Source organism: Nostoc sp. LEGE 12454 (genome assembly GCF_056620565.1).
Window position 1 is genome coordinate 44,703 of record NZ_JBWQXL010000041.1, and the last position, 11,874, is coordinate 56,576.

Here is an 11,874-nt window from a genome sequence, read left to right on the forward strand (position 1 = left end):
GGAAGCGCAGAGTTACGCGGAGGGTTTTTGCGTCTTCCCGATAGTTTGCGTTTATTCTGGGAGGTTGGCTGTCAAGGGTTCTGATTTGCCGTAGCCATAGGGTTCGGAGATGATGATGGGAGTTTCTTCAAAGTTTTCTACTGGGGGTGGTGAAGAAACTAACCACTCTAGTCCAATTGCTCGCCAAGGGTTAGCGGGTGCTTTCTCACCTTGCATCCAAGAAATCACCATGTTGAAAATGAAGGGCAAAGTGGACATTCCTAAGAGAAATCCGCCGAGGCTAGCGATGACATTCCAGAATTGATACTCTGGGGCGTAGGAAGCGACTCGGCGTAACATCCCTTGCAATCCTAATGGGTGCATGGGCAAAAAGTTGAGGTTGGTGCCGATGAATGCTAACCAGAAGTGGATTTTACCCCAGCTTTCGGAGTACATCCGCCCAGTCATTTTGGGGAACCAGTGATAGATAGCAGCAAATAAGCCCATCGTCACGGTGCCGTAGAGGACGTAGTGGAAGTGTCCCACTACAAAGTAGGTATTGTTAACGTGGACATCAACGGGCACGGAGGAAAGCATAATGCCTGTGATTCCTGCGAATACAAACATGATTAATCCGCCCAAGGCAAACAGCATGGGGGTATTTAGCCGCAGTTTACCGCCCCAAATAGTTGCTACCCAAGCAAATACTTTAATTCCCGTGGGGACAGACACACACATTGTCGTCAGCATGAAAAGCAACCGCATCCAGCCTGATGTACCACTGACGTACATGTGGTGTACCCAAACAATGCCGCTTACTCCTGCAATCAAGATGGATGAAATAGCAACTACTTTGTAACCAAATAGGGGTTTACGTGAATAAACTGGGAAGATTTCTGAGAAAATCGCAAAGACAGGCAAAATAATCACGTAAACGGCGGGGTGGGAGTAGAACCAGAAGTAATGTTGGAACATGACTGGATTTCCACCCTTGGCTGGGTCAAAAAAGCTCGTGCCAACTGTGAGGTCGAGTAGCAGCATCACCGCACCAGCTGTCAATGCAGGTAATCCGAATAGTTGGATAATCTGGGCGCTAAATACTCCCCAGACAAACAAGGGCATCCGAAAGAAGCCCATTCCTGGGGCCCGCATCTTCACGATGGTGGTGACAAAGTTCACTGCCCCCATAATTGAGGATACGCCGGATATTGCCACCGCTAAGAGCCAGAGAACTTGACCATTAATCAAGTTACCTGTGGGATTCTGGAGACTAACTGGCGGGTAAGACCACCACCCGGCTTGGGCTGGGCCACCAGGAACGAAGAAGCTACCCATCATCAAAATCCCGACTACTGGCACCATCCAAAAGGCGACGGCGTTGAGGCGGGGAAATGCCATATCTCGCGCCCCAATCATCAGGGGTACTAAATAGTTGGCAAAACCAACCAGTGAGGGAAATGTCCACAAAAACAGCATTATAGTGCCGTGCATGGTGAACATACCGTTGTAGACGGTGCGATCTACTAAATCTGATTCGGGTGTCATCAGTTCTCCCCGCATCACCATCGCAAAGATACCGCCGACGAGAAAGAAGAAAAATGAGGTAACGAGATACTGGATACCAATTACCTTGTGGTCAGTACTAAAGCTGAAGTATTCTTTCCAATTACTTGGAGATTCGTGGTTATGCTTCTCATCAGGGAGAAGGATACCTTCAATAGGAACATTAGTCATGGTTAGTTTCCTTTCAACCAGGTGAATTGACTAGAGGAGGTGCAGCAGGTGGAACTGTAACCCAACCAGTTTGGACTGATTGATTGGATGTTTGGGCATACTCAGAAGCTGCCTGATTTTTTGCTAAGGATGGCTTTTGGGTTGCAGCTTGTGCTAGCCACTGCTGATAATCTTCAGGAGATTCGACGATTACATTCGCCTGCATCGTTGCAAAGTATGTACCGCTATATTGGGAATCGGTTAATCGGTATTGTCCGGGGCGGATGGGAGTAAATTCAAAGTCGATCGCATGGTTAGGAATAATATCCTGCTTGAGGCGGAATGCAGGAATATAGAAGCCGTGGAGAACGTCTTGCGATCGCAGCGCTAAACGTACTCGGCGATCGCTTGGTAAATGCAATTCGGTACTGGTAATATCTCTTTCTGGGTAATGAAAAACCCACGCCCACTGTTTAGCTAGTACGTCGATTTTTTCTACAGGTTCTGCTAAAGCGTTAGCTGGTACATCATTTGGTTCTGCATGAGCCGATTGCATTGCTAGCGGATTATGCAGGTGAACTAATTCCGATGGACCTTGAATCCCCATTTGTTCGTAAACTTGATAGCTGTAACCCGCAATCCAAAACACTAACAGAATTGGGATTGCTGTCCAGACAACTTCTAAGGTGACATTGCCATGAATTGGGGGGCCGTCAGTGAAGTCATCTTTGACTGCCCGATGGAAGATTACAGAATACATCAGAGTACTTGTTACTCCCAAGAAGATGAAGGCACCGAGGGTTACTAAGAAGCTAATCAAATCATCAATTAGTAGGGATTCGGCTGCTGCTTGGGGGGGAAGCCAAAAGTAAGCCTGCTTCCCGATCCAGAGACTCGTAACAGTCACTGCGATCGCGCCTGTCAGCAGCGTCAAAATATTTAAAATCTTCTGGATTTTCATGGTCATTAGTCATTGGTCATTGGTCATTAGTCATTGGTCATTGGTCATTAGTCATTGGTCATTGGTCATTAGTCATTGGTCATTGGTAACTTTAAACAAATGACAATTGACAAATGACTATTTGAGTGTTGTGTTTAGGTCTTGGTGCGATCGCAGCAAATTATCTGCTGTATTGTGTACGCCAAACTCGGCAGCCATTTGCGCCCCTAGTGTCCCGTGGACGTACAGAATGAACATGATTGCTATGCCTGCCAACAGATAGATCCATTGCACTTCTCTATCTGTCTGTTTGTATTCTTGTTTGGCCCAAACGAAGCGCTGCCATGCTCTCCAGATGGTCAAGACAACAATCAGCGCTAATAAAAACACACCACCCACACCATGCCAAAGCATAGTTTCCATTGCCTGCAATCCCCAGGCACTTTTCATATCAGCTGGTGGTGTTGCCAACAGCATTTCATAAAAGCCTGCTGCCACTGTGAAAAATGTGATGATGCTGGCACCTAGCATGTTGTACCAGCCAACATCAAATAAGTTGTTACGTTCCACAGTAATTGCTAAAAATTTGAAGACCCATTTTTCAAAGGGGAACAGAACACCGACAATATCAAAGGTCATTCCAATGATGAACAAACCTATTGTCAGATGGACTAAGTTGGGATGAATGGGAATTGTGTAAGGTAATCCGTTTGCGCCTAAAGAGCCGCTCAATTGGTCAATTAATTCTGAGTTCATCGCAACAGACCATCCTTTACTGCTTCCACAACTGGCACGGTATGCAATCCATACACCCAAACAAGTTCATCTCCGAGATATACTTGTAAGCCAACTATTAAGGTTAAAACTAGTCCGGCTCCCAAATAATAAATTGGTACTTTTTTCGGATTGCGGGCACGAATTACATAGCGCCAAGCTGTAATCGCTGTGATAATTCCCGAAAGCGACCAACCAATTAGCGTATGCAAATTCAGCACCGATTTCGCTAGGCTGTAAGGCTGTGCTAATCCCGCTTCAAACTGACCAAAAATAATCGCAACGAAGATGGCTACAGTTGCAACTAACATATTCCACCAACTCACCTCAAAAAGACTGGATTTACCAGTAAAATAGCCAACTACATCGCAGAAAAAGGAAAACAACACCATCGCAATTACGAAGTGGACAACGATGGGATGAATCGTATCTGGATATGGCAAATTGTGGTCGTTCAATGATGTAAAATACTCAAGCATTGTCTTCTCCTGGACATATCTACCGCACTTTGGTCAATAAATTTTGGATTTTAGATTTATTCCGTCCCTGACGAGAGATAAACCAGAAGACCCTAATCCAAAATCTAAAATCACTAGTCAAACTTCAATAATTGATGGATATTCACTAACATCACCACAAGTATCCATCGATAATTGACTGGAATCTGTTCAATTTATGCGCGGTGCAATACGCTTAATCTTGTCTTAGCTTTTTATAGCCAAATTTGGTTTAATTGCCTACATAGAATAATTTTGGTTTCGATTCATTCCCTTATGCGGATAGTCTGAAACAGCAATTCTTGATGTAGCTAAATCAAATTGCTGTTGTTTGTTGATTTGCTTAACCTATCCTTTAGCTTAAGTAAATTTTTATGAATTGTCAAAACAATAAATATTAAACTTTTAATAGTTAGTTATCTAACAAAAAAATATTTCCAGAATGTATTTATTTTTGCAATAATTTAAATACTACAAAACCTAAATACAAGAATTGTCTGTAAAGTATTTCACAATCATCAAATATTTGTTTGTGATGCAAACAACAAAAATATTTGAACTGCTCAAAATGCTCCTTAAAATGAGAAAAGGCAAAAATCAACACATAAAAGTGTCGAACCACGTTAAGTCAAAATCTAGAAATACAGTGGATTGCCACAGGTTCGTTTTTTACTTCCCAAAAAATTCTCATAATTCTTTCATTTTTATCTTGCTTCTGCTAAAGTGAGACAAAAGTGAGAAGATTATGAAATTGCTATAATGAGATTCAATGTCAATAATTTTAAGATGCAACTACCGCAGTACGGGCAAAAATTGGCTGTAGCATCTGGGCTGCTATTAAGTCTATGTTTGGGTGGGTGTGGCCCAACCTCTAACTCTCAACCACAGTTAAGTTCAAATCCAGGCACAACTACTACCACCAACCTAGATAAAAAAGATAAAAAAGTAGTTCTTACCACCTTTACAGTCATTGCAGATATGGCGCAAAACGTGGCGGGAGACAAGGCGATTGTCGAATCTATCACTAAACCAGGGACGGAAATTCATGGTTACGAACCAACTCCTAGCGATTTGGTGAGGGCGCAAAAAGCAGACATAATTTTGAATAATGGTCTGAATTTAGAGCGTTGGGCACAGAAGTTGTATAACAGCGTCCCCAAAGTGCCTCACATTACCCTAACTGAGGGAATTAAACCTGTAGAAATTGCGGAGGATGCTTACAAAGGAAAGCCTAATCCCCATGCTTGGATGTCACCACAAAACGCCTTGATTTACGTAGAGAATATTCGCAAGGCATTGGTTAATTTGGACTCAGCGAATGCAGAGACTTATAATACTAATGCCAAAGTATACAGCCAAAAAATTAAGGACGTTGATGAGAAACTGCGAAAAGCTGTTTCGGTAGTTCCAGCAGACAAGCGCTACATAGTAAGCTGTGAAGGCGCATTTTCATACGTTACCCGCGATTATGACTTGAAAGAAGCTTATCTCTGGGCGGTCAATTCTGAACAGCAAGCTACTCCCAAACAGCTAGAAAAAGTCATTGATACAGTTAAAAAAAATAAAATCCCTGTAGTTTTCTGTGAAAGTACAGTTAATGATGGGGCACAACGTCAGGTAGCTAAAGAATCGGGAGCAAGGTTTGGTGGAGTGTTTTACGTTGATTCTCTATCTCCAGCGAATGGGCCAGCACCTACTTATCTCAAATTGTTGGAAGGTAATATTAATACTCTAACTCAGGGATTAGGGGAAAAATGAGCAAGTATGCAAGAATAAATCTAACTATTGAAAATAAGCTTGTAGTAACGAGTTTAGTCCTGTTTTGTTCTCTGGAAAACGTTACGTCTTTGGAAAGAGGGCTAGAACTGCTCACTACAAACTATTAATTAATTTTAGAGGTGATTTTTAATGAAATCCATTAGTATTGATGTCGAAAATTTGACAGTTGCTTACCACGGCAAAGTTGCTTTACATGGTGCTTATTTGCAAATTCAAGCAGGTTCAATCAGTGGTTTGGTGGGGATGAATGGTAGCGGTAAATCAACCCTATTTAAAGCAATTATGGGGTTTTTGAAGCCAGTAACAGGAAGGGTTTTGATTAATGGTTTACCGATAAAAACTGTGCAGAAAAAAAGCTTGGTGGCTTATGTACCACAGTCAGAAGAAGTGGACTGGAATTTTCCAGTAAGTGTCCATGATGTGGTGATGATGGGACGCTACGGATACATGAATATACTACGAATTCCGTCGGCAAACGATCAAAGAGTGGTGAGGGAGAGTTTGGAAAGAGTGCAAATGTGGTCAATGCGCGATCGCCAAATTGGAGAACTCTCCGGGGGACAGAAGAAACGTGCTTTTCTCGCCCGTGCTTTAGCACAAAAAGGAACAGTTTTACTATTAGATGAACCTTTCACCGGAGTAGATATCAAAACAGAAAAAGCGATGATTGATTTATTGTTGGAATTGCGAGAGGAAGGTCATACAATCTTGATTTCTACCCATGACTTAGCGTCTATCACTACTTTCTGTGACCAAGTAGTACTCATTAATCGTACTATTCTAGCTTATGGTGATACATCCGAAGTCTTTACAGAAGAGAATCTCTCACGGACTTTTGGCGGTTCTCTTGGAGATTTATCTCTCAGCAAAAGTCAGATAATCCGTGGAAATCAACGTGAATCTGAATGATTGAGAATTTTTAGTTGATATTGCTTGGATTAAAGTTATAAAAATATGAATACTCTCGCATTCTTAGACTGGTTAACTACACCCCTACAGCATGAATTCATGGTGAAGGCAATTTGTGTAAGTGCCTTAGTTGGGGTGGTTTGTTCTGTTTTATCTTGTTTTATGACCCTCAAAGGTTGGGCATTAATGGGAGATGCTGTTTCCCATGCAGTAATGCCTGGGGTTGTAATTGCTTATGTTTTAAATATCCCCTTTGCTGTGGGTGCTTTCGTCTTTGGAGTGGGTTCAGTTATTGCGATCGGTTATATCAAAGCGAAGACAAGAATTAAAGAAGATACCGTCATCGGACTTGTATTTACAGGATTTTTTGCTCTGGGTTTGGTACTAGTTTCCAAAACTCCAAGCAGCGTAGACTTGACGCACATTTTGTTTGGGAATGTCTTGGGGATTTCTAATGAAGATATTATCCAAACAGTGATTATTAGCGTAATTACTTTAGTAACAATAGCTGTTTTACGCAAAGACCTACTATTATTTTGTTTTGACCCCACTCATGCACGTTCCATTGGCTTGAATACAGGAGCGCTACACTATATTTTACTATCATTACTCTCGCTAACTGCTGTTGCCGGACTCCAGACAGTAGGAATTATTTTGGTTGTAGCGATGTTAGTAACTCCGGGAGCAACGGCTTATTTATTAACAGACCGTTTTGACCACATGATACTAATTGCAATGGCATCTGGAGTATTTTCTAGTGTTATGGGGACTTACATCAGCTATCATATCGATGGTGCAACTGGGGGTTGTATAGTGGTGTTACAAACCTTGTTGTTTGTCATAGCAATGATTTTTGCACCTAAACATGGGTTACTGGTAAGAGCAAAGAAGCAGGAAAACACTGACTGATTCAGTATAAAATACCCTTTGCTATTTACATAACCCCCATTCCATAGGTGTGAGGGCGAAACAAGTGTCGTTTAAAATTGTTGTAATTGGTACTTCTTTAGGCGGATTATCAGCATTGAAAATTGTCCTAGGCAATTTACCAGCAGACTTCCCTGTACCGATCGCGATCGTGCAACACCGTCATAAAGAGTCTAGCAACACACTCCAGGATTTATTACAAGAATCCACTTTGTTGAAAATTCGAGAAGTAGAAGACAAGGACGAAATACTATCAGGACATATCTACATAGCCCCAGCAGATTATCATTTACTGGTTGAACCAGGTCACTTTGCTCTTTCGACTGATGAGCCTGTTTCTTATGCTAGACCATCTATTGATGTGCTGTTTGAGTCGGCAGCTGATGTCTACACAGAGGAAGTTATTGGTGTAATATTGACAGGAGCAAACCAAGATGGTATGCAAGGTCTTAAGAAAATAAAAGCGCGGGGAGGAATTACTATTGTACAAGAACCTGCCACAGCGGAGAGCGACATTATGCCAGAGGCAGCAATTTCTGCTATTACAGTAGACTGGATTTTGACACTCTCAAACATTGCTTCCCAGATGGTCAAGCTTTGTCAATCATCACAGAAATAAACCGATGCAGATGGAACCCAAAGTCAACATCCTCCTAGTAGATGATAAACTAGAAAATTTGCTGGCACTAGAGGCAATCCTAGAAAAGTTAGGAGAGAATCTCGTGAGAGCTACTTCCGGGGAAGAAGCTTTGAGGTGTCTGCTGCATCAAGACTTTGCGGTGATTTTGCTGGATGTGCAAATGCCTGGGATGGACGGTTTTGAAACTGCTACCTTAATTCGCAATCGGGGGCGATCGCGTCACACTCCAATTATCTTTCTCACCGCCTTTAGCACCAGCGACCAAATGCTGTTTAAAGGTTATGCCTTGGGTGCTGTTGATTATCTGCTCAAACCACTAGACCCCAATATCTTGACTTCTAAAGTCACAGTATTTGTAGAACTATTTAAGAAGACAGAAGCCATCAAGCAACAAACAGCGCAATTAGTAGCTGTGAATACTGAACTTAGGCAAAGTGAAGAACGATTCCGATCGCTAAGTACCTGCTCACCCGTTGGCATTTTTGAAACTGATACCGAAGGTGACTGTAAATATACCAATCCCCGCTATCAGGCAATTTGTGGCTTGAAAGCGGCAGAGAGTTTAGAAAATAAATGGCTAGAATCTGTTCATCCAGAAGATAAAGAACGAGCGATCGCTAGTTGGTCTGCTTACATTTGTGAAGGTCGAGAATACTCAGAAGAATTTCGCTTTCAAGCTGCTCACGGTAACATTCGTTGGGTTCAAGTTCGCTCATCACCGATGCTTTCCAGTCAAGGAGACTTGTTGGGTTATGTAGGCACTCTTGAAGACATTACCGAACGCAAGCAAGCAGAAGAAGTCCGCGCTCAAGTGATTCGAGAACAAACGGCAAGACAGGAAGCAGAAGCTGCAAATCGAATGAAAGATGAGTTTCTTGCTGTTCTCTCCCACGAACTGCGCACGCCTCTAACCTCAATGCTCGGGTGGTCAAAAATCCTCCGCGCCAAGAAACTTGACGAAAAAGCTACTTCCCGCGCTTTGGAGGCGATCGAACGCAACGCCATATCTCAGATGCAACTAATTGAGGATATCTTGGACGTATCCCGGATTATCCGCGGTCAGTTGCGGTTAAACGTATCGGCAGTGAATCTGCTCACAGTGATGGAGGCGGCATTAGAGGCAGTTCGTCCCCTAGCAGAACCGAAAGATATTCAATTAAGTACTGTGCTGGATACTTCGATCGGATCAGTCTATGGCGATCCAGCCCGTTTACAGCAAATTGTCTGGAACCTATTAACTAATGCAATAAAGTTTACCCCTAAAGGTGGCAGGGTAGAAGTCAGGCTGTCAAAGCATTTTGGATTGCCGATTTCAGACTTTGGTGTGAGCGCTACTTCCACCAGCCTCAGTACAACCCAATCGAACAATTTTGGATTTGAATCTCATAGTGAAAATTTAGACTCTTCAAACACTGAAGAAAACAATAATCTAAAATCCATCTTGGAAAATTCTGATGGTAGAGAGCCGAATCTTAAGCTTTCCGCAAAATCTCAAAATTCAAAATCTCAGTACGCCCAAATTCAAGTTATCGATACAGGCATTGGTATCAGTTCCGAGTTTTTACCCAAAGTATTTGAGCGTTTTCGGCAAGCAGACAGCACCACAACGCGATCGCACAATGGATTAGGACTAGGATTAGCGATCGTCCGTCATCTAGTAGAACTACACAAGGGGACAATCTTTGCCCAAAGTTTAGGCACTGGGCAAGGAGCCACCTTTACTGTAAGATTACCACTCTTACAAGACAATAGAGGGAATAGAGAAGCAACAGGAAAAATTTCCTCTTCTTTAGCATCTACCCCTCTTGCTGGATTAAGGGTTTTAGTTGTAGATGATGAAGCAGATACCCGTAGCTTTCTCAGTTTTATGTTTGAGGAGTATGGAGCTTTTGCCATTGCGGTAGCATCGGTTGATGAAGCACTTGCAGTACTTGAACAAGCAAAACCAGATATCCTGATTAGCGACATTGGCATGTCAGAGCAAGATGGTTATACACTGATTCGGAAACTCCGCTCTTTAGAACCAGAAAAAGGTGGACGCATCCCCGCGATCGCTTTAACAGCATATACGCGAGAGGAAGACCGCTTGAAAGCCCTTTCAGCAGGGTTTCAGCAGCATTTATCTAAGCCCATTGACCCCAATAAGTTGATTTCTGCGGTTGCCAATATATTAGAACTGCCTATTGAAGTTCCAGTGAGTTGATTTAGATAAGAAAAAGCAGGGGAGCAGCACTTCTCTACGAGAGGCTGCGCCAACGGCTACGCTCAGTGACCAGGGAGCAGGGGAGCAGGGGAGCAGGGGAGCAGGGGAGAAATTACAGTAAGTTTAGTTTTTCCCCTCTACCCCTCTACCCCTCTACCCCTCTACCCCTCTACCCCTCTACCCCTCTGCCCCTCTGCCCAATCCCCAATTAAGACGAAGTTAGGGCATGTTTTTTCAGTTCGTCTAGAGAAACCACTTCCAAAGCTCTAGCATGGGTTGCTGAAAGTATGACGGGTGGAGCGACGCCAGCTTCTAGAGCTTCTTGCCAGCGAGAAGCACACAAACACCAGCGATCGCCAGGCTTCAATCCAGGAAAATTAAAATCAGGAACAGGTGTGCTGAGGTCGTTCCCTTGTGATTTGGTAAACTCCAGGAATTCTGATGTCACTTGGGCACATACGACATGCGACCCGAAATCTTGACCACCTGTACGACAAAAACCGTCGCGGTAAAACCCAGTCACGGGAGAAGTACAGCAAACCTCTAGGTTTCCATCGATTACATTTTTAGCGTCTGTCATCGTTAATTCGTTGTACTTGATTTTTCCACTTGATATAAGCTTATATTTATTGTCAATTTCCTGGTTGAATTAAAATCGCGATCGCTAATTAATTCCCAAAAGCAGGGAATGCTAAAATTACTTATCTCAAAATTGTTAAAAATAAATTTCTCAGCAGAATATTTAAGAGCGATCGCTCTCAGTTAAAATAAAAACCCCTGGCAAACTACCAGGGGTAATGCAAGTCAGTACTTTTCGCATGGAATGTATCCTACTCAAATACCATAGCAACGCTGTAATTTACAGATATGCCATTTTGCCAAACAAAAAAAGCCCTCAGTGGTAAGCTGAGGGTTAATTTTTTAGAATAGCGGTAATATACAGACTTATTATTCCCAGAGAAGTAAGCAAATAATACTTGTAGCCTCCAACATCAGAATTTCTTGTTCCTTTTTCTACGAAAGGTTGCGCGAATAGAGAGTTACTCCCGTTGAGCAATCGTAGACATAAATCAGACACCGATTCTAAAGAGGCATATAACCAGATATGTGATGTCATATATAAAGATAACTTTGGCGTATTCCTGCCTCGTTGTTTGCTTTTAAATAAGCAAACCTAATGACTTACATCAGGTTTACTGAAGTAATAAAACTTGATTAAAAATTGTAAAGCAGTGTAAAGTAGTTTCACAGGCAAAGACGAAACCGCCTGATTCATAAATAACTAACCGCACTTATAAAACAATGACAACAACCTTACAACAGCGCTCAAGCGCCAATGTATGGGATCGATTCTGTGAATGGATCACCAGCACCAATAACCGGATTTACATCGGTTGGTTCGGCGTAGTAATGATTCCAACTCTACTAGCCGCAACCGCTTGCTTCGTAATCGCCTTCATCGCTGCTCCTCCAGTAGACATCGATGGTATCCGCGAACCAGTAGCAGGTTCTT

General features: G+C 42.7%; 10 protein-coding genes and 1 pseudogene. 6 read left to right on the forward strand and 5 right to left on the reverse strand.

Annotation, left to right across the window (positions count from 1 at the left end):
- Nucleotides 1-51: 51 nt before the first annotated feature.
- The 4 genes from ctaD to AC1F2U_RS27685 form a co-directional block, all read right to left on the reverse strand.
- Complete coding sequence (gene ctaD, locus AC1F2U_RS27670) at nt 52-1,713, reverse strand: cytochrome c oxidase subunit I (RefSeq protein ID WP_480264054.1); 1,662 nt, start codon at nt 1,711-1,713, stop codon at nt 52-54.
- 13 nt (nt 1,714-1,726) lie between these two features.
- Nucleotides 1,727-2,653: a cytochrome c oxidase subunit II gene (locus AC1F2U_RS27675; protein WP_480264063.1), complete on the reverse strand. Its 927-nt coding sequence runs from the start codon at nt 2,651-2,653 to the stop codon at nt 1,727-1,729.
- A 117-nt stretch (nt 2,654-2,770) separates the two neighbouring features.
- Nucleotides 2,771-3,388, reverse strand: a complete 618-nt coding sequence (locus AC1F2U_RS27680) for a DUF2231 domain-containing protein (RefSeq protein WP_480264055.1) — start codon at nt 3,386-3,388, stop codon at nt 2,771-2,773.
- Nucleotides 3,385-3,885 (reverse strand): DUF2231 domain-containing protein, encoded by a 501-nt coding sequence (locus AC1F2U_RS27685; RefSeq protein ID WP_480264056.1) that lies wholly within the window; start codon nt 3,883-3,885, stop codon nt 3,385-3,387. Before AC1F2U_RS27685 ends, AC1F2U_RS27680 begins: the two co-directional genes overlap by 4 nt.
- Before the next feature lie 804 nt (nt 3,886-4,689).
- Here AC1F2U_RS27685 and AC1F2U_RS27690 point away from each other — a divergent pair.
- From AC1F2U_RS27690 to AC1F2U_RS27710, 5 genes are all read left to right on the forward strand, one after another.
- Nucleotides 4,690-5,661: a metal ABC transporter substrate-binding protein gene (locus tag AC1F2U_RS27690; protein WP_480264057.1), complete on the forward strand. Its 972-nt coding sequence runs from the start codon at nt 4,690-4,692 to the stop codon at nt 5,659-5,661.
- 150 nt (nt 5,662-5,811) lie between these two features.
- Entirely contained in the window at nt 5,812-6,591 is a 780-nt protein-coding gene (locus AC1F2U_RS27695) for a metal ABC transporter ATP-binding protein (RefSeq protein ID WP_480264058.1), read from the forward strand.
- 45 nt (nt 6,592-6,636) lie between these two features.
- The gene (locus AC1F2U_RS27700; RefSeq protein WP_292864954.1) at nt 6,637-7,500 is read left to right on the forward strand and encodes a metal ABC transporter permease; all 864 of its coding nucleotides are present in this window, start codon (nt 6,637-6,639) and stop codon (nt 7,498-7,500) included.
- Between the two features lie 64 nt (nt 7,501-7,564).
- Nucleotides 7,565-8,137, forward strand: a complete 573-nt coding sequence (locus tag AC1F2U_RS27705) for a chemotaxis protein CheB (RefSeq protein WP_480264059.1) — start codon at nt 7,565-7,567, stop codon at nt 8,135-8,137.
- A 4-nt stretch (nt 8,138-8,141) separates the two neighbouring features.
- Complete coding sequence (locus AC1F2U_RS27710) at nt 8,142-10,361, forward strand: hybrid sensor histidine kinase/response regulator (protein ID WP_480264060.1); 2,220 nt, start codon at nt 8,142-8,144, stop codon at nt 10,359-10,361.
- Nucleotides 10,362-10,569: 208 nt separating this feature from the next.
- On the opposite strand, the gene AC1F2U_RS27715 is transcribed toward AC1F2U_RS27710, so the two are convergent.
- Nucleotides 10,570-10,941 carry a DUF2237 family protein gene (locus AC1F2U_RS27715; protein ID WP_334985342.1) on the reverse strand — a complete coding sequence of 124 codons (372 nt, stop codon included), beginning with the start codon at nt 10,939-10,941 and terminating at the stop codon, nt 10,570-10,572.
- A gap of 722 nt (nt 10,942-11,663) precedes the next feature.
- On the opposite strand from AC1F2U_RS27715, the pseudogene AC1F2U_RS27720 reads away from it, so the two are divergent.
- Nucleotides 11,664-11,874 (forward strand): annotated as a pseudogene (locus AC1F2U_RS27720) (photosystem II q(b) protein); the annotation flags it as partial.

Bases quoted from the DNA above. Each gene is read 5' to 3' on its own strand.
- ctaD (WP_480264054.1), bottom strand. From the start codon at position 1,713: ATGACTAATGTTCCTATTGAAGGTATCCTTCTCCCTGATGAGAAGCAT.
- AC1F2U_RS27675 (WP_480264063.1), bottom strand. From the start codon at position 2,653: ATGAAAATCCAGAAGATTTTAAATATTTTGACGCTGCTGACAGGCGCG.
- AC1F2U_RS27680 (WP_480264055.1), bottom strand. From the start codon at position 3,388: ATGAACTCAGAATTAATTGACCAATTGAGCGGCTCTTTAGGCGCAAAC.
- AC1F2U_RS27685 (WP_480264056.1), bottom strand. From the start codon at position 3,885: ATGCTTGAGTATTTTACATCATTGAACGACCACAATTTGCCATATCCA.
- AC1F2U_RS27690 (WP_480264057.1), top strand. From the start codon at position 4,690: ATGCAACTACCGCAGTACGGGCAAAAATTGGCTGTAGCATCTGGGCTG.
- AC1F2U_RS27695 (WP_480264058.1), top strand. From the start codon at position 5,812: ATGAAATCCATTAGTATTGATGTCGAAAATTTGACAGTTGCTTACCAC.
- AC1F2U_RS27700 (WP_292864954.1), top strand. From the start codon at position 6,637: ATGAATACTCTCGCATTCTTAGACTGGTTAACTACACCCCTACAGCAT.
- AC1F2U_RS27710 (WP_480264060.1), top strand. From the start codon at position 8,142: ATGCAGATGGAACCCAAAGTCAACATCCTCCTAGTAGATGATAAACTA.
- AC1F2U_RS27715 (WP_334985342.1), bottom strand. From the start codon at position 10,941: ATGACAGACGCTAAAAATGTAATCGATGGAAACCTAGAGGTTTGCTGT.